Here is a 19460-nt window from a genome sequence, read left to right on the forward strand (position 1 = left end):
TACTTTAATGACCGTTTCCAAGGCATTCCTATGGGCGGTTATACGAAGATGATTGAACGCATGTTAGAGGGTATTGAAGTTCGTTTAGGTGTAGACTTCCTCAAACATCGCGATGAATATGAAGCCTTGGCAGATACAATCATCTATACAGGTCCTATTGATGAGTATTTTGATTACTCTGAAGGTGTATTGGAATATCGCGGTCTTCACTTTGAAACTGAACGTCTTGAAGAGGAAAACCATCAAGGTGTTGCCGTTGTGAACTATACGGAAGGGGACATTCCGTATACTCGCATTATTGAACATAAGCATTTTGAATTTGGTACACAACCTGTTACATATGTAACAAAAGAATATCCAAAAGACTGGAAAATTGGCGAAGAGGCTTATTATCCAGTGAATGATGTAAAGAATTTAGATCTTTACGCAACATATGTTAAAAAGGCTGAAACGATTTCCAATGTTATCTTTGGTGGTCGTTTAGGGGAATATAAATATTACGATATGGATAAGGTTATTGCTAGCGCTTTGGCATTAGTAGAAAAAGAGTTAGCTTAAACAAGTTTTCATATGGTAAGTAGATAGACTTGAGAGACAACACTCATGTAGGAGAGTACTAGTGAATATTAAGATTTTAGTAGCTACACATAAGCAATATTGGATGCCAGAGGACTCCGTGTACATGCCAATCCATGTAGGTCGAGAAGGCAAAGCTGATATTGGTTATACCGGCGATCATACAGGAGATAATATATCTTCAAAAAATGCGAATTATTGTGAGTTAACAGGCCTTTATTGGGCTTGGAAAAACCTTGATGCGGACTATATCGGTCTCGTTCATTACAGACGATACTTTACGCGCAAAGAGGTGCGTTCCGTAGAGGGCAAAAAGAATCAAATTCTTACAGGTCCAGAATGGGAAAAACTACTTTCAGAGTATCCTGTTGTGGTAGCAGATAAGCGTAAATATTATATTGAATCTAACCGTTCTCACTATAATAATGCTCACCATAGCGATGGCCTTGATGCGGCAGAGCAAATCATCGCTGAGAAATATCCTGAATATAGTGCTGCTTTCACAAAGGTTTGTAATCGCACATGGGCGCACATGTTCAATATGTTTGTTATGCGCCGCGACCTATTTGATCAATACTGTGAATGGATGTTCTCCATCTTGGAGGAAATTGAACATCGCGTTGATATTTCCGATTATGATACATATGAAGCGCGCATCTATGGTTTCGTAAGTGAAATCTTGCTCGACGTATGGCTTGAAGCCAATAACATCAACTATAAGGAACAAAATGTATCCTTTATGGAGCCACAAAACTGGATTAAAAAAGGTGGATTATTCTTGAAAAGAAAATTCTTTAAATAATAGACCTATTTGTATTATGGAGGAATTTTTTTGATGAGAGAAATTGGATTTTCGGAGATTAAGAGTGTCGCTTTAGATATTTTAAAAGATGTGGCACATTTTTGTGATACACATGATATTCGATATGTATTAGCGTATGGAACAATGTTGGGAGCCGTTAGACATAAAGGTTTTATTCCATGGGATGATGATATTGATATCATGATGCCACGGGATGATTATAATCGCTTTATTAAGACATATAATGAGCATAACTCAAGATATCAAGTGTTTTCTATTGAAAATGATGACACTTATACCTATACAATGGCTAAGGTATTCGATCAAGAAACGGTTATGATTGATAATACATTATGGCGTAATTTTGATAAAGCAGGTGTATTTATAGATATTTTCCCAATTGATGGGTTACCGGATGAAACACAGGCACAACAAAAAATATTTAGACATCAACAATTTTTAAACTTGTTATTCCATGGGTCTTCTATGAAGTTTACATTCAGTAATCGTTATGTAGACTCTAAAGGTAGCTTTGCAAAGTTAAAAGGTTATGTTCGTACATTCTTAAAATTTGGTGCTATTAGTTTAATGCATTTTTTACCAACTACAAGTTTAATCAAAAAGATTAATCAAGATGCCCAACAGTATCCATTTTCCAATTCGAACTACATAAGTGTTCTCGTCGATTGTGCGAGTGGTAATAAACGGGAAGTATACGAAAAAACTTTGTTTGATAATAGAAGTTTATATCCTTTTGAGGATACTGAGTTTTGGGGACTTACAGATAGCGATTTCTATTTAAGTCATTTGTACAATAATTATATGGAAGCACCACCTAAAGATCGACAGGTACCGCATCATAACTATAGAGTGTATTGGAAATAATAAGAGGGGATTATATTATGAAACTATTTACAGTAGGACCAACTCAAATGAGACAGGAAATTCTTGATGTAAGACATCAACAAGTTCCTTATTTTAGAACAACAGAATTTTCTGAAGTTATGTTAGATTCAGATAGACTGCTTAAAAAATTTATGAATGCACCAGAAAGCTATAAATCCATCTACTTAACAGCTTCTGGTACGGGTGCATTAGAAGCTACTATTATGAATTGTATGAATGAAACAGACCATGTGTTAGTTATTAATGGTGGTACTTTTGGTCAACGTTTCGTCGATTTATGTGAACTCCACGAGATACCTCATACTGTGATTAAATTAGACGAGGGTGAGGAGCTAACCGCAAAACACTTTGCTGCCGTAGAAGAACAATCATTTACATTTGTTATTGCTAATATTGATGAAACTTCGACCGCACAGTTATATGATATTAATTTATTAAGCAACTTTGCTAAAAAGAAAGAAGCATACTTGGTAATTGATGCGATTAGTTCGTTCTTAATTGATCATTATGATATGGCTGGTAATAATATTGATGTTACTATTTTGAGTTCCCAAAAAGGTCTTTGTATTGCACCAGGTATATCCCCTATTGTAATTAGTGATAGATTATATGAAGAACGTGTAAAAAATAATCATATTAAGAATCTTTACTTTGATTTCAACCAATATGTAAAAAACTTTACAAGAGGTCAAACACCATTCACACCTGCTGTTGGGGTATGTTTAGAAATGAATAAAGCATTACATCTGATTGAAGAGGAAGGTTTTGAAAATTATTTAGCTCGTATTGATAGTGTGGCGAAAGATTTCAGAAATAGAATTAAAGAATTACCAGTATCTCTTCCTGCCTTCAGCATCAGTAATGCGGTTACGCCTATCCGTTTTGAACAACCAATTGCTAAAGATGTATTTACAATTCTGAAGGACAAATATGATATTTTTGTAAATCCTACGGGTGGGGTTAATGAAGAATACGTTCTACGCGTTGCTCATATTGGTGATACAACCATTGAGGATAATAAAATGCTCGTAGAAACAATGAAATCAGTCATTAAAGAGATTACAGGTAAATAATATGGTAAAAGTGATAACATATGGAACATACGATTTGTTTCATGAGGGACATTACAATCTATTAAAGAATGCAAAGGCATTAGGAGATTACCTAATTGTTGGGGTTACATCCGACTATTTTGATAAATCTAGAGGTAAATTTAATGTTCGTGATTCCTTGATGACACGCATTGATAATGTGCGTGCTACAGGTTTTGCAGATGAAATCGTAGTAGAAGAATATTTTGGCCAAAAAATAGATGATATTAAACGATTTAATGTAGATATATTTACTGTTGGATCCGATTGGGAAGGATATTTTGATTATTTAAATGAGTATTGTAAGGTAGTTTACTTACCAAGAACACAAGGTATTTCGAGTACGCAGATTAGAAATTCTGAGAATATTAGACTTGGTATCATTGGTAATGAAGTTATATTAGATAGATTTTTGGATGAGTCTAAATTTGTTAGTGGCATTGATATTATTGGTGGGTACACAGAGGCAGAGTCGGTTGATACTATCTATAAATCACATCAATTTAATAATTTAGAACAATTTGGTTCATCTGAAGAATTGCTGGATAAAGTAGATGCAGTATATATTAATATGCCTTTATCCAAACGTGGTGCTTATATCGGAAAAGCACTACAAGCCAAAAAACATGTATTAACAGAATTCCCATTTAGTAGTGACATTGATGAAACATTACGCTTAATGGACTTGGCGAAATCTTCCAACTTAGTATTGATGGAAGGCTTGAAAACAGCTTATAGTCCTGCATTTAATAAGTTAATTGCCATGGCTCGTAGTGGAAAAATTGGTAAAATCTTTAATGTAGAAGCTAATTTTACACAAGTTTTGGGGGAAGATTTGGCTAATCAAATTAGAATAGCTGGTGGTAGTATTTTATCTTTAGCATCCTATCCATTATTAGCTATCTTTAAACTCCTAGGATTTGATTATAATCGCGTTGATTTTATAAGTCATAAGGTTGACGATGTCGATATTTTATCAAAGATTAATTTTCTTTATGATGATGCTATGGCCTCCGCTACTGTGGCAATCAATGCTAAGGCAGAGGGAGATTTAGTTATATCTGGTTCTAAAGGATATATTTATGTACCAGCGCCTTGGTGGAAAACAGAATTCTTTGAATTGCGTTTTGAAGATGTGAACTTAAACCAAAAATACTTCTATAAGTTTGAAGGTGAAGGCTTACGATATGAAATCGTTGAGTTCTTAAAATGTATTAGAGAGGACTCTGAAAGCTTCTTGATGAGTCATCAAGATATGATTGAAGAGGTACGCATCCTCAATAAATTTGTATCTAATACAAATGTTACCGTTATTTAGTATGGGATTGAGTGAGTATGCAACAATTATCTTTACGAGAGGTTCAGCTAGAAGAGTTGAATCTTCTCAAGGATTTTGACAAATTTTGCAAAAAATATAATTTAAAATATAGTTTATGTTATGGCACATTAATAGGTGCAGCTCGACATAAAGGGTTTATACCTTGGGATGATGATATTGATGTTTGCATGCCAAGACCTGATTACGAACGATTATTAACGTTAAAAGAGCATTATGATCATGATGGATTAGAGTTAATCGCAAATCCTATCAATCATAGCTTAGATGCAACCTATGCAGCTATCATCAATAAAAATATTCCTTGTGAAAATACATATTCTAATACATTACGTAGCAAGTATTTATGGATAGATATTTTTCCTGTTGATGGATTTAGTGAAGATATGTCCATTATGAAAGAGATTTATGATAAATCGATTTTTTATCAAAAAATACTTACATTAGCTAGCGCTAAACTGTTTAAGGGGAAATCTCTTATTCATGCTTTAGGTAAATTAGTTATTGTTCCATTGTGTCGTTTATTTGGTAAACAACGTTGTATCGATATTATGGATCGTTTGGCTAAATCTTATGACTATACTAAATCAGAGCATGTTGGTGTAATTGCCTGGGGTGAAGGTGTAAAGGAACGATTACCTAAAAAGGACTTTGAGAAGATGACGAAAATTGAGTTTGAAGACCAATTATTTTCTGTTATGTCCTGTTGGAGACAATATCTAGATAATATGTATGATGATTATATGCAGATGCCTCCTGAGAACCAACGCTGTGGACATAATATTGTTGCATATAAGATAAATCGAAAGGATTAAGTATATGGAGCCGTTACTTTCTATTATTGTTCCTATTTATAATGTTGAACAGTATGTTGATAAATGTATTCAATCAATACTTAATCAAACTTATCAAAATTTAGAAATTATTTTAGTTGATGATGGGGCAACTGATCGCAGCGGTTCTATTGCAGATTCTTATGCGGCGAAGGATAAACGTGTAAAGGTCTTTCACAAAGAAAATGGAGGGCTTTCCGATGCTCGTAATTATGGTTTAGATCATGTTACAGGAGACTATATTTTATTCGTTGATAGTGATGATTTTATAGAAAATACAATGTGTGAAAGATTGCTTACTGTAGCGAATAGTAGCAATGCTGATATGGTTTCTTGTAATTATTATATCTATAGAGGTGATGATGATATTAGTATACATACTATGTCTGTTCAAGATGATACAAGAACTTTCACAGGCATGGATATGTTACGATATTATCTATTAAAAACGGAACCATTCGATCTTAATGTAGTATGGAATAAACTCTTTAAATCTGAGTTATTCAATGGGACAGTATTAGTTCGTTTTCCAAAGGGGAGAGTTCAAGAGGATAATTTTACTATTTTCAGGCTATTTTTGAATGCTAATACTATAGTAACAGTAAATGAACCTCTTTATTATTATGTACAACGCGCTGGTAGTATCATGGCTAATTTTAGTAGACGTTTTATGACAGATACCGTAGAGTCCCATATATATATGAATGATTATCTTATGGAGCACTGTAGTAGTGTAAAGAACGAACTGCAATTGTATCTTTTAAATTCCTATGTGGAATTATCTCGTAGAGTTCATGTTAATAAATGTAAGACAGAGTACAATGATTTACTCACTCAATATAAGCACTATGTATTAGATCATACGTCTGATACCAGCCATAACCCATTATGGAAGTGCAAACAAGATATAAAGAGGGTATTGGTTAAATTGTATTATTGAATATGAATCATAACCATATTTATACGGTTGTATGTAACATATGATTAAAACCCATAGAGATTATTTTTATATTTTTAATTGATAATACTATGGGATTTTCTCTAATTATGAAAGCATGGTTAGTAAGGTTTGATAGATATTAATGATAGAGGAAAAGTAATGTGAGGAAGAGTTACTCCGTATTAATAGAGAATATATTTTCTCTACTAACCCTACGCGCCTTAGAGTATGTACTCGCTTTTATTTTGGTACCATATTTAATTCGCGTATTAGGACCTTTGCATTTTGGAATGATTGCATTTATGCAAGGTATTATGGAATATTTCCGAATCTTTGTTGATTTTGGGTACTCCTTAACGGCTCCAAAGGCAATAGCACAGGCTGAAGAACAGAAGATAGGATCTCTATTTGCCAAATATTTTTATGGAAAAGTATGTATATTAATATTTGTTACGGCCGTATTTTTTGCTATTTATAATTTGCAACGCATATTCCTAGGGAACACGATCGATATATTATTGTTTCAAGTTATGTACTGTGGAATTATAGGCAATGTTTTATTTCCTGTATGGTTTTTCCAGGGCATACAGAAGATGCGGTATATTACCATATTAAATATGAGTGGTCGTATCTGTACGATGCTTGGTATATTTTTACTTGTAAAATCTCCAGAGGATTATATACTCGCTGCATTCTTACAGGCTTGTACTCCATTAATTGCAGGTATTTTTTCAATAGTGTGGTTAAGAAAACACTATACTGGATTATTCAAATTACCACCTATGGGTGAAATTATTAATTCTTATAAAGAAGGATGGTCTATATTCGTATCCTCGTTGGCAGTTAATTTATATACTGCAACTAATATAGTGGTATTAGGTATGCTTACGAATAATGTTATCGTTGGTTACTATAGTGCTGCTGATAAATTAATTACATGTGTTCGTAGAGGTATATATGCTGTCAGTGACGCCATATATCCATTTATAAGTAAGATGATGAAGGATGATATTCCAAAAGGGTTACAGTTCATTAAAAAGCAATTGCTCTTATATCTAGTTGTAGGTCTTGTTGGTTGTACATCACTATTTTTCTTCTCGGATACTATAGTCAAGCTATTGTTCGGAGCGGATTATAATTTAACTGTTGACGTATTACGAATCTTGTCATTTGTTCCTTTAGCTGTTGCTATTAGTACTGTATTTGGTGAAGAAACGATGCTACCACTCAATATGAATAGTGCATATAGCCGAACTCTAGTATTGGCAGCATTCTTTAGCTTGTTATCTATATTCCCATTGTGTTATTTGTGGGGGGCTAAAGGGGTAGCAATGACAATGTTATTAACAGAATTTTTAATTATGATTATTATGGGAGGCTTATTAAGGAAACAACTCTTCCAATAGGTTTAAATAGTTTGAGAGGTTTGTTTTAATATGATTAGTACAGCATATTATAAAATTCAAGAGTTATTGCTTTGTGCAATGATAATTTCATTACCACTGATGCGGATTCCAGATCGGTATACTTTGTTTTCAATGGGCAATAATCTATCGATGATATTTCTGTTCTTTTCCCTTTTGTTATTCATTGTATATAGCCTATGGAACAAGAAGACAGAGTTTCCCTTTAAACCGTATTTTACAATATCTGTTGCTTGGATTGTTTTTTGTACCATTTTAGGGGTATTTTCTTTTCCTTTTTATGATACTGTTATTTACACGTATTTAATCAATACATCTGTTGTCCAAAAACTATATGCGCTATTTCCTTCGTTTGTAGGTAATGAATTTATTCTACAAGTAAAGTTAATGGTATCACTAGTTTGGTATCTGTTTAGAAACTTTATATTTCCCTTAATTGGGCTATTCTTAATCATTTTTAATCTATATAAAGATGATTGTAAAAAAGGTCTTGATACTATTGTTAATGCTGCAAGGATATTAACAATACTATGTATAGCTTACTCCATTATAGAGGTTTCTTGGCTATGGAGTGGTTCAGATTACTTGGCTAGTATATTAGTAACTATTAATAATAGCTTATATGATCCTGTTGTACAAAGTGGGTGGTGGCCTCCGGAATTATGGCCAGGTCAACTTAGAAGCCTTGCGTTAGAACCATCCTATTTTAGTATGATTGCGGTGTTTTTGGCACCATTATTAGGTATTCATTATGTAAATTCTAAGAATAAACTTGATATTATATTAGCATTTCTCTTAGCTGTCATGATTTTCTTAACTAAAGCGCGAACAGGTGTTGTTGTTTATCTATTCGAACTTGTTGCATTTGTCGTATTAAGTCTAATCTTTAGATATAAATTTTGGTGGAAGTTATGTCTATTTACGATTGGTTTAAGTATTTTTAGCTATTCCTTCGCCATTGTTGGTGACTCCGTAGTAAGCCCTATGATTAAAGCTAGTATTTCTCAAACGACTGCTATTGAAGAAGGACCTAAGTCTGTATCTGTAGAAAAAGCTCTAGATAAGTATATTGATAGCAATGTTAAGTCAGTCAGCAATACTAGTTCTAGATCTAATTCAGCTAGATTTGGTAATACCGTAGCTATGTTTAACGTTGGACTAGATCATTTAGCATTTGGTGTTGGTAGAGGCTTACACTCAAGTTATATGGTTGATAAATTCCCTGATTTTGCTAAAGATAGTGGCGAAGTTAAACGTTGGACAGAAGACGTATTACAAAAAGGCTTTTTAGCATTTGAGTATCCAGTACTTAATGAGTTTGCAGCTATATTGGCATGGTTTGGGTTGATAGGGGAAATCTTGTTTATTACCCCAATTTTATATATCTTATATAGAACCTATAAGATTAAGAAGTATATTAACAACCCTACATTGGTCTACCTATTAGTGGCATTCTTTGGACAAATTGCATGCTTTATGAGTAATGAATTTTTATTGGCTTATCCAATTCTTGTAGGGATTTTGATTTGTTATATTAAATTTTATGAGCATAATGATATAACCAGAGAATAGGGGGTTATTCTAAATAAAGTATAATGTGTATATTGTAACTAATGTTTAAAATACATCGAATATATTTGATATATAGTTTATGGCTTTTCTATCTCATGATTAGTTATAATTTGTATAGCAAAATATTATGGAATGAATATATTGGGAGTATTCATTTCTAGGGTACTACATTAGTTAATATATTGGTTTGGGAGAATTTAGCTATGAGAAAATATGTACTTTCAGTTGATAAGAATAAGCCGATAGAGCTTGAAATCACAAATATTTTAGACGATGACAAAGCTATAGTGCGCGGTCGTCTTAATACATATCATTTGGATTATGATGTAGAGACAACTTCTGTTTTATTGAATTTTACGTTGGAAGACGATCGAGAAACTGTATATAGTATTAGATTAAAGGAAGATGATTCTTTATTAAAATGTTTAGATTGTACTCCTCAGGAGATATTCTTTAACATTGTTAATTTTCTTGGTGAAGTAATACATAAGGCTAAATCTATTGGACATACATTAGTTATGAAGTTAGATCATCAAACTTCTAGATTACTTGTAAAGGATTTAACAAAAATTGGTGATGAATATCGTACATTTAATGGAGAACTAGTATATTAAGATAATTCTTAATAACTATATAGTGGAATTAAAAGAAGGTATCAACGGCAGTTGATACCTTCTTTTATGTAGAAATCAAATTGATGGGATACTAAATTTAGATCAACCTATAATATCTTTATTAGATATACGAAGATAAGAAATAGGGATTGAATGTTCTCTTATATAACAAATCTGTTATGAAACGTATTGTATTGTATATTGAGCAGCCGATAGTAGTTGGCTCAGAAGTTGCCATTTTAATGCGAATTTCACCGTTTTTTGGTATAATAAACAAGTATTCCAACGATAAAACGGAGGTAATTCTAATGCGTAAATTCTTATATATGTTAGCAGCTCTACTCGTGTTGATCGGTATTAATACACATGATGTAGAAGCTCGTACAGATGTGTATGCTACAACCTATAATGGTAATAGCTGGTATGTAGACCAAGACTCTGTGAAGAGAGTAGGGGATGTACTCAACTTTACGGTGTACACTACATCTGGCCTTAGCTATAAGGTATCATCTAGCGATAGTAACTATTACAATGCAGATGTATTCTACTATAACAACAAACTCGTTTCAGACAATGGCCAATCTGTATGGAAATCTCCAGGTATGATGGCCGCTATGCGTGTGGCACGTAGATAAAGAATAAAGGCAGCGATTCGATCGCTGCCTTTTGGTCTGTATAAGTGTACTATAGTATCGTTTATCCGTATTTGACGATATATAAGATTAACCCTATAATATAAATAGATAGCCAAGCGAGTAGATCCGTCGGGCTCATCTCAAGAGAATAAATAATTGATGAAATGGCCTTTCAGTTACCTAATTATCTAGGGATAACGAAGGGCTATTTGTCTTTTCCAAGACAAATAAGCGCCACGAGTGCACCAAAAGCAATGACTACAGTCATTACCTCTAGGATTAGCATGATTAACTCATAATCACTCATAGACAACCCTCCCTTCATAGACGAAGAGAGGCCCAACCTCGCTTAACTATCCTATATCAATTATATGGCGAACATATAAGCGAATCAATAAGAATCTATTTATAGAAATATACAAAAATATATATACATATACGTTAGCAGTAACTATAGTTACTGCTTTTTTATTTTTAGTAATTTTATAGTTATGTGGCAAATTTCCCTCATATTTACAAGAATATGATTATTAAATATAATTAAATTATTTAATAATAGTTTATAGTATGTAAATGAGAGAGGGTTTTTATGAAACGTGTGTATAAAGCAAACCTATCTTTAGCGATTGCTCTGACAATTGCTAGCTCTGTAGTGCCCTATGCAATGGCGGGGAGTACATTAGTTACTACACCTAATGGTGCAAATATTACGGCAAACAACGGTGGGAAGTTTAAGGCTGGCGAAATGACAAACTACATATCTACGATTGAAGCAGATACTGGTAGTACAGTTAGTATTGATAAAGCTGTTGCTAATATTGGCTATAATAACAAGCCTTTCATTAGCAGTAAAGGTGGTAGTACAGTTAGCCTTAAGGAAGGCGTTTATGATGTTCAAAATGTAAGCACTCCTGTTGCAGTGGCTCAAGGTGGCACCGTTAATATTGGTGTAGACGGCAATAAAGGTAATTTTACTGGTAATGACTTGTCTTTGGTAGGTGATGTCATTGTTAAAAGCGACCCAAATCATGCATCTGAGATCAATATTGGTATCATTGGCAAAGAATCTCTTTGGGATGGTTTAGCCTTTAACTTAGCAGACAAAGACGCAAAGAATCCAAGTCATATTAATGTATTCCTTGGTGACTATGGTTCTTGGGAGCTTTTCTATCAAGGCGGCTTGCATGATGGAACATTAGATGGTGGTACACAACCTAGCCATGTACATCGACTTGTAGGTTCCAAGAACCGCAACTATGCGAATATGGTAACCCAAAGTGAGCATAATAAGCTCTATGTAGATAAGCTTGAAGGGCATGTAAACTTTATTTACGACCCTAATGATGAAGGTGGCGATACTGAGGATCCAGATTATAAACCACCGACTACAACCTATAATGGTTTGACTCCAGATTCCTTCTGGGGTGGTGATATTCATATTACAAGTGCGGCTCCTGGTGCAGCGGCTCATGTGTATACTACTCAACGAGGCCTAGATATGTCCTCTGAGGCTAATGTGAACAAGATTTTAGATAACTTGGCTCACAAGATGTACTATCATAACTATGTTAATGGTGAAAGAAACCTTCAAGGTACAGTAGCTATTGCATCTGATGGTTCTGAATCTGGTCGTTTTACAGTAATTACATCTGGTCATGCTAAAGAAGGTGATATTACATGGCAAGCCGATAAGGATGGTCAAGGTAAATACGTATATGGTGAAAATAAACCTGTACCGAAACCTCAACCTAAGCCGGAGGTAAAACCAACTCCTAAACCTGAGGTTAAGCCGGTACCAACTCCGACTCCTAAACCAGAGGTAAAACCTACTCCAAAACCAGAGGTTAAGCCAACACCAAAACCAACTCCTAAACCAGAAGTGAAACCAACTCCAGTGCCAGAGCGTAATTCTCATATTCACGTTATCATGGGTGATTTTGATACACCTCATATGCGCGGTGCCCGTTCTGCTATCATGAGCAATATCAACGGTTGGAGAACATTAACAGATAATATGTATCGTCCACGCGTATTGCAACAAGGCGAACCAACAGGCATTTGGGCTCGCGTTGGGGGCGGTAAATATAGCTATACCGCAAAAGGTATCGACACAGATACAACATATACACGTATTCAAGGCGGTTATGACGCTAAAACAGGTAGCGGTTGGACTGTAGGTGGTCAAGTATCCTACCTTCGTGGCAACGATGACTACGTATTCAATGGCACTGGTAAGGAAAAAGCCTTTGCTGTAGGTGCGTACGGTGTGAAAGATCTTGGTAAAGACCAATACATTCACCTTGAATCCCAAGTAGGTCGCGTTTCTAATGCTTTCACAGCTCGCAATGAAATTGGTGAAAGCCTTTCTGGTGACGCTAAAGCGAATGCTTATACAATTGGTGCACGATACGGTAAAACTGTGAAATTCCAAAATGGTACATACATTGAACCACAAGCGCAATTGAGTTACACTCATTTCGGTGGGGATAGCTTTGATGCGGGTCGTATGCATGTAAATCAATCTGGTGTGAGCAGCACAGCAGGTGGCATTGGCCTTGAAATCGGTAAAACATTCGGCGCAGGTAACATCTATACTCGCGTTGGTGTAAACCATGCCTTCTCTGGCACTGTAAATACAGCGTACACAACAGGTAATACTACAAAGTATACAAAACAAGACCTTAAAGGCACTTGGACCGATCTAGCATTCGGTGGTCGCTATGGCTTCAATGCTAATAACAGCATCTTTGCTGACCTTAGCACAGGATTATCCGGTGACTATAAAGCAGGCTGGTCTGTAAATGCTGGATTTACACATAAATTCTAATATACTAGTCGACAGATTTACCATGAGGCAGCGAGTTAATCGTTGCCTCTTTTGGTATATTTTTATCTAATACATATCAAATCTTAATTATTTCTAAAATAAATGAGTATAATTCATTTACAATTCACTAAAAATAGTGTAATATTTTATACATATTTTAAAAGTGTTAGTCTTAAGTTTCTTTAATAAGTGAGTATATATCTATCTTTTATCATAAAAAAAGACTAATAAATCAACTCATAGATATATATTCAAGTATGAAGGAGCTTTCACAAATGTGATTGTATTGTAAGTGAAGTATTTATTGAGGTATAAGAGGATGAAAGGTAGAAATAAGATTTTATTGTCTGCTGTTATGATGACCTTATTGTCATCTACAACGGCTATGCCTAGTACATGGGCTGCAGCAGGTATTAATTCTGATGGACGTATTTTTGCAACTACTGCTGATAGTAAATTTGAAAGTACAGGTAATACGACTGCGAATGGTGTAGTCGCATCTGATGGTGGTCAAGTTACAATTGGCTCTTTGGACACTCCTGATGCATCTCAATTGCCTAAACGCTATCGTCAACCAGCTTTCATTACAGGCATGCTAAATAACAGTTCCATCCAAGTGGATGGCGGTGTTATGGACGTGACTACTGCGCCATGGAAGTCTCCATATCCACTGGCATTTGCCTATAATAGTAAAATTAATCTTGGTGTCGATGATGCGGGTACCGTAAAGCACAAGGTATTTAATATGCAAGGCGATGTGCTTGTATCTGATAAAATGATGCCTCCTCATCAAGAACAGCAACCATCTGTTATCAACATTGGCTTAGGCCGCGCGCACAATAGCCCTAACCAATTTTCTGGTAAGGCAGTGAACACCTTAGAGGATAAGGGTGGCGAAATCAACATGACCTTTGATGGTGGCATGTGGAGCCATGATTACATGGGCGGTTTGGAATCTTTCAAGATTGATGGTAAAACGGAACGCAGTAGTATTAATAACCTCACAGGCACTCGTACGCGTGAAGGGTTCAGCCGTATTGCACAGGATTCTCGCAGCGACATTCATGTAAATAAATTGGACGGTCATATTAATGTTATTTATGACATGACTAGTGGTACTGGCTTAAATTATGCTAAACCAGGTTCTAAGAAAGACGGCCTTGATCCGGCTGATATCGAGGGCGGTAACTTCATCGTGAAATCCGCTGCAGCTGGCTCTGGCGTGCATGGCTATGTAACAGGTGATCATCTTGATACTTCTTCTGAAAGCAATGTAAACAAGATTTTAGATAACTTGGCTCATAAATTCTATTATGAAAATTATGTAAAAGGTGAAAGAAACCTTTCTGGTACAGTATCCATCGCTTCTAAGGGCATCGTGTCTAGCTACAAAAAAGCGTTGACTACAGACCAAAAAGAAGGAGATATTACTTGGAAAGACGGTAATGGCCAAGGCTCCTATGTGGTGCCAGAACCAAAACCTACACCAACTCCAGAGCCAAAACCAGTTACACCAGTAACTCCAGATCCTAAACCAGTTACACCTGTGACTCCGGATCCTAAACCAGTTACGCCGGTAACTCCAGATCCAAAACCAGTTACGCCTGTAACTCCAGATCCTAAGCCAGTTACACCAGTAACTCCAGATCCTAAGCCGGTTACGCCAGTAACTCCAGATCCTAAGCCAGTTACTCCTGTAACGCCAGATCCTAAGCCAGTTACACCAGTAACACCAGATCCTAAACCAGTTACACCAGTAACTCCTAATCCTGTTGTTCGTGGTGCGTACGATACACCTCATATGCGTGGTATTCGTTCTGCTGTAGTAGGTAATATCAATGCTTGGCGTACATTAGCTGATGATATGTATCGCCCTCGTGTATTGCAACAAGGTGAACCAACAGGTATTTGGGCTCGCATCGGTGGCGGTAAATATAGCTACTCCGGCAGCGGTATCGATACAGCTACAGATTACACACGCATCCAAGGCGGTTATGATGCTAAAATCAGCCGTGGCTGGACTGTAGGTGGTCAAGTATCCTACCTTCGTGGTTCTGAAGACTATGTATTTGATGGTTCTGGTAAGGTTAAATCCTTCTCCGTTGGCGCTTATGGTTTGAAAGATCTTGGTAAGGATCAATATGTACATGTAGAAACGCAAGTAGGTCGTGTATCTAATGACTTCACTGCACGTAATGAAATTGGTGAAGCCATGTCTGGCGATGCAAAATCCAATGCGTATAGCATCGGTGTTCGCTATGGCAAAACATTGAAATACGCTAATGGTTTCTATGTAGAACCACAAGCACAATTGAACTTCACACACTTCGGTGGTCGTAACTTCAATGTAGGAAATGTATCTGTTAACCAATCTGGTGTGAATAGCACTTCTGGTAAGCTTGGCCTTGAATTGGGCAAACAATTCGGTAGTGGCAATATCTATACACGCTTTGCTGTAGGTCATGCTTTCACAGGCAATGTAAAAACTGCATTCGCTAGTGGTAGTGTTGTGAAATTAACAGAACAAGATCTCAAAGGCACTTGGACTGAACTTGCCTTCGGTGGCCGTTATGGCTTTAATAGCAACAATAGCGTATTTGCTGACGTTGCTACAGGTTTGTCTGGTGACTACCAAGCAGACTGGGGCGTAAACGCTGGCTTCACACACAAATTCTAATATAGTATATAAAGGTATATTGATATCTAAGTATGTTAGGTAAAAGTATATAAATATATATACAAATATATGTACAGATAAAAGAATAGTAAAAGACCCATGTATTGGAAAATAGCTAATACATGGGTCTTTTTTAGTGTTTAAAGAGAGTCTTGATCTAGCAGTAATATTTATTTATACAAATCATAGAGTGCGTTTATATATAACATCAGTAATCATAAGAGTTATTAATTTATATCCTAGCCTAGCATATACCATAATACAAGGTATTATAGGGTTAAACGGCATTTCTCTATAAATATTTCTTATTAATAAACCGAAATTGATAATTTTAAATTGTAAAATTTTTTTCTACTAAGATATGAATAAATGTTTGGTTGGTTATAAAAAATGCATAAAAAATAGAGTAATTATTATATAGTCTATAGAAAAATAAGGGATAAATAAGAATAGTTTACATTGAAAAGCATTATTTATGGATAATGCTTATTTTTATGTGGTGTAAAGTGTACATAAATGGTATAAATTTATAAACTAAGCAAAGATGAATATAAAATGAATTTTTATTTACCATATAGAAATATTTTGATATTATTAGGACAATCAACAATGATGAAGTTTTAGTGAAATTATTGTGAGAAATGAACTTATCTGTGTGTATTGTAAGCTAGAGGGAAGATTATGAATCGAATTTACAATGTAATTTGGAGCAAGACAAAGAAGTGTTATGTAGTAGTTTCTGAGATCGTAAAAAGCGGTGGCGGTAAGGTTAAATCCTTGCATACGGGCAAAACACATGCTCGTATGGGCGCTGTTATGGCAGTAGCTGCGCTATTATTAGGTGTGAATGTTACACCTGTAAATGCAGTGGATACTCATGATAAGGCTATTATAATTAATGGCGTGTATGGTGGTTATGCAACCGCTAAAGATGGTGGTAATGAATGGAGCTATCTATATAATTATAATAACCCTGGGAATATGTATGCTTTAGATGGCAGTGCCTCTACTGGATATTACTCAGGATATAAATTGACTGGTATTGCTATAGGACATAATACCGATATTGCGGAGACAAATGACCCTAGTTATTATTCAGGTGTAGCTATTGGTGATAGAGCTAAGGCTACTGGTGGTTTATCTTTTTCACTAGGGAACTATGCACAATCTACAAAACCATCTGCTATGGCTATAGGTACGGCCTCATTATCTAGTGGCTTCAACTCATTGGCTATGATGCGCCAAGCGGCAGCAACAGGTAATTTCTCTACCGCCATCGGTACAACTGCTTGGGCTAATGGTACAGGTAGCTTTGCCATGGGTTATTCTGCACAAGCAAAGGGCGATCAATCTATTGCTATCGGTGCAGCAGAGCCAATTACTGTAGCAGGTAGTGGTAATGAACCGAGTGCATCCTATAATGGTGATACTAATACTGTAACAAACGGGGCACGTTCTTTGGCTTTTGGTACAAAAGCGCGTACTGAAGCAGCGGCAAGTGACTCCATGGCATTCGGTTCTAATGCTAAAACTAAGGCAGCCAATGCAGTAGCAATGGGTAATTCCTCTCGTGCTACCGCTACAGATGCTTTTGCCTTCGGTAATACGGCGTATGCTACAGGTGCTAATGCCATTGCTATGGGTAGATCAGCACAAGCTAGACAGTTAAATGCTATCGCTTTAGGTGGTCAAGCAAAGGCATTAGAGGCTAATGCTCTTGCTATCGGTGGTAAGGCTGAAGCTAGCAAAGCTGGTACTATGGCTATTGGTACAGAAGCTAAAGCAAGTAGTAACAATGCTACAGCTATCGGTAATGGTGCAGAGGTTACTGGGGAAAACTCCATGGCATTAGGTGCTGGTGCGAAGATTTCTTCCAATAACTCCATCGCTCTTGGTGCAGGCACAGAGTTCAATGATCCATTAGTAAATACATATGCTGCTTTCACCAACGAAATGAACCCTGCTGAAGCGGGCGTAGTAGCCGTTGGTAATACAGGTACGCCTCGTCGTATCGTTAACGTAGCCGGTGGTCAAAATGATAATGACGCAGCAACGATTAAACAATTGCGTTATGTAAATAATAACTTGGCTATGACCATTGCGGGCCCTACATACACAGGGTATCAAGCGAATGGTTCTACCTATCAAGCGCCTGATTTCAGCATTAAAAATAGCACATATCATACTGTAAAAGAAGCAGTAGAAGCGGCGCAAACTAACTTCTTCAGCGCTAAAGGTACATCTGCTGATGCAAACTATGATAACAAAGGTGCTACCGGTACAAATGCGACAGCAGCGGGTGTACGCGCTTCTGCAGCGGGTAATTATGGTACTGCACTAGGTGCTGATGCAACGGCAACAAGCGATAAAGGTACTGCATTGGGTTATAAAGCTAAAGTAACTGAAGAGGATGGTGTAGCATTAGGTTCTAATTCTGTAGCGAATACAGCAGCCGGCGTAGCTGGTTATGATGTAAGCGCAGCAGACAACCGTGCCAATAAATACACTGCGTTAACAGGCAATGTAGCAACATCTACATTGGGTGCTGTATCTGTAGGTCAAAGCACTAGCGTTGGTAATGAAACACGTCAAATTACAAACCTTGCAGCTGGTACAAAGGATACAGATGCAGTTAACGTAGCTCAATTGCGCAATGTAAACCTTAAAATTGCAGGCAATACAAACGAAAACAACGGTAAAAATGACGTATTGTTAGATAGCCAAACATTGACTGTAAAAGGCGATGGCGCGTATGTAACAACTAAAGCGAACAACCAAACAATTGATGTAACCTTAACAAATGATACAAAAGATAAAATCGACAATGCAGCTAATAAAGAACTTTCTAACATTACAAATGTAGGTAAAAAGAATATTACTGCATTAGGTACAATTGTTGAGGCTGGCCATAATGTAACCATCCCAACAGCTACTGTGGACGCTACAACAGGTCAAAAAACATATACTGTAAATGCTATGGATACTAAGGTTTCCTTAGGCACTAGTGGTTTGATGACCCTTACAGGTGGCACATCTGATGCAAACGGTGTTCGTAACTACACTGTTGACGTAGATCCTACTAAGGTTGCTAAAACAGATTTATCCAACATCAATAGCGATGGTAAAACTGTGATCCGCGAAGAGGCACAAAAGGCTGTAAAGGTTATTGCCGGCCAAAATACAACAGTTACAGAAGGTACTGATGGTACATATAAAACATATGCAGT

The 19460-nt window shown here is 36.1% G+C and carries 15 protein-coding genes; 14 read left to right on the top strand and 1 reads right to left on the bottom strand.

Annotation, left to right across the window (positions count from 1 at the left end):
- From QZ055_RS03095 to QZ055_RS03130, 8 genes are all read left to right on the top strand, one after another.
- Positions 1 to 558, top strand: a 558-nt coding sequence (locus QZ055_RS03095; protein ID WP_295824567.1) for a UDP-galactopyranose mutase, incomplete at its 5' end; no start/stop codon positions are given.
- A gap of 61 nt (positions 559 to 619) precedes the next feature.
- Positions 620 to 1378, top strand: a complete 759-nt coding sequence (locus QZ055_RS03100; protein ID WP_295824569.1) for a DUF4422 domain-containing protein — start codon at positions 620 to 622, stop codon at positions 1376 to 1378.
- Between the two features lie 33 nt (positions 1379 to 1411).
- Complete coding sequence (locus QZ055_RS03105; protein ID WP_119207145.1) at positions 1412 to 2263, top strand: phosphorylcholine transferase LicD; 852 nt, start codon at positions 1412 to 1414, stop codon at positions 2261 to 2263.
- A gap of 17 nt (positions 2264 to 2280) precedes the next feature.
- Positions 2281 to 3357 carry an alanine--glyoxylate aminotransferase family protein gene (locus QZ055_RS03110; RefSeq protein ID WP_105090014.1) on the top strand — a complete coding sequence of 359 codons (1077 nt, stop codon included), beginning with the start codon at positions 2281 to 2283 and terminating at the stop codon, positions 3355 to 3357.
- Between the two features lies 1 nt (position 3358).
- Complete coding sequence (locus QZ055_RS03115) at positions 3359 to 4693, top strand: adenylyltransferase/cytidyltransferase family protein (RefSeq protein ID WP_295824570.1); 1335 nt, start codon at positions 3359 to 3361, stop codon at positions 4691 to 4693.
- A gap of 17 nt (positions 4694 to 4710) precedes the next feature.
- Positions 4711 to 5526, top strand: a complete 816-nt coding sequence (locus QZ055_RS03120) for a phosphorylcholine transferase LicD (protein ID WP_295824571.1) — start codon at positions 4711 to 4713, stop codon at positions 5524 to 5526.
- Between the two features lie 4 nt (positions 5527 to 5530).
- Complete coding sequence (locus QZ055_RS03125) at positions 5531 to 6484, top strand: glycosyltransferase (RefSeq protein ID WP_295824572.1); 954 nt, start codon at positions 5531 to 5533, stop codon at positions 6482 to 6484.
- 161 nt (positions 6485 to 6645) lie between these two features.
- Positions 6646 to 7890, top strand: a complete 1245-nt coding sequence (locus tag QZ055_RS03130) for a flippase (protein WP_295824573.1) — start codon at positions 6646 to 6648, stop codon at positions 7888 to 7890.
- 56 nt (positions 7891 to 7946) lie between these two features.
- On the opposite strand, the gene QZ055_RS03135 is transcribed toward QZ055_RS03130, so the two are convergent.
- Entirely contained in the window at positions 7947 to 8162 is a 216-nt protein-coding gene (locus QZ055_RS03135) for a hypothetical protein (protein WP_295782445.1), read from the bottom strand.
- A gap of 331 nt (positions 8163 to 8493) precedes the next feature.
- Here QZ055_RS03135 and QZ055_RS03140 point away from each other — a divergent pair, with 331 nt between their 5' ends.
- The 6 genes from QZ055_RS03140 to QZ055_RS03165 form a co-directional block, all read left to right on the top strand.
- Positions 8494 to 9480 carry an O-antigen ligase family protein gene (locus QZ055_RS03140; RefSeq protein WP_295824574.1) on the top strand — a complete coding sequence of 329 codons (987 nt, stop codon included), beginning with the start codon at positions 8494 to 8496 and terminating at the stop codon, positions 9478 to 9480.
- Positions 9481 to 9683: 203 nt separating this feature from the next.
- Positions 9684 to 10094: a hypothetical protein gene (locus QZ055_RS03145; RefSeq protein ID WP_295824575.1), complete on the top strand. Its 411-nt coding sequence runs from the start codon at positions 9684 to 9686 to the stop codon at positions 10092 to 10094.
- Positions 10095 to 10402: 308 nt separating this feature from the next.
- Positions 10403 to 10729 carry a hypothetical protein gene (locus QZ055_RS03150; protein WP_039968814.1) on the top strand — a complete coding sequence of 109 codons (327 nt, stop codon included), beginning with the start codon at positions 10403 to 10405 and terminating at the stop codon, positions 10727 to 10729.
- 589 nt (positions 10730 to 11318) lie between these two features.
- On the top strand, positions 11319 to 13556 hold the full coding sequence (locus QZ055_RS03155) for an autotransporter outer membrane beta-barrel domain-containing protein (RefSeq protein WP_295824576.1): 2238 nt from the start codon (positions 11319 to 11321) through the stop codon (positions 13554 to 13556).
- A 319-nt stretch (positions 13557 to 13875) separates the two neighbouring features.
- Complete coding sequence (locus QZ055_RS03160) at positions 13876 to 16233, top strand: autotransporter outer membrane beta-barrel domain-containing protein (RefSeq protein ID WP_295824577.1); 2358 nt, start codon at positions 13876 to 13878, stop codon at positions 16231 to 16233.
- A gap of 681 nt (positions 16234 to 16914) precedes the next feature.
- Positions 16915 to 19460: ESPR-type extended signal peptide-containing protein (locus tag QZ055_RS03165; RefSeq protein WP_295824580.1), on the top strand; the 2546-nt coding region annotated here is incomplete at its 3' end.

Origin of the sequence: uncultured Veillonella sp. (assembly GCF_905209685.1) — a bacterium.
Classification (GTDB): Bacteria; Bacillota; Negativicutes; order Veillonellales; family Veillonellaceae; genus Veillonella.

Coding starts and splice junctions, on each gene's coding strand:
- QZ055_RS03160 (WP_295824577.1), top strand. CDS start 13,876: ATGAAAGGTAGAAATAAGATTTTATTGTCTGCTGTTATGATGACCTTA.
- QZ055_RS03135 (WP_295782445.1), bottom strand. CDS start 8,162: ATGGTACAAAAAACAATCCAAGCAACAGATATTGTAAAATACGGTTTA.
- QZ055_RS03145 (WP_295824575.1), top strand. CDS start 9,684: ATGAGAAAATATGTACTTTCAGTTGATAAGAATAAGCCGATAGAGCTT.
- QZ055_RS03120 (WP_295824571.1), top strand. CDS start 4,711: ATGCAACAATTATCTTTACGAGAGGTTCAGCTAGAAGAGTTGAATCTT.
- QZ055_RS03125 (WP_295824572.1), top strand. CDS start 5,531: ATGGAGCCGTTACTTTCTATTATTGTTCCTATTTATAATGTTGAACAG.
- QZ055_RS03105 (WP_119207145.1), top strand. CDS start 1,412: ATGAGAGAAATTGGATTTTCGGAGATTAAGAGTGTCGCTTTAGATATT.
- QZ055_RS03155 (WP_295824576.1), top strand. CDS start 11,319: ATGAAACGTGTGTATAAAGCAAACCTATCTTTAGCGATTGCTCTGACA.
- QZ055_RS03150 (WP_039968814.1), top strand. CDS start 10,403: ATGCGTAAATTCTTATATATGTTAGCAGCTCTACTCGTGTTGATCGGT.
- QZ055_RS03115 (WP_295824570.1), top strand. CDS start 3,359: ATGGTAAAAGTGATAACATATGGAACATACGATTTGTTTCATGAGGGA.
- QZ055_RS03110 (WP_105090014.1), top strand. CDS start 2,281: ATGAAACTATTTACAGTAGGACCAACTCAAATGAGACAGGAAATTCTT.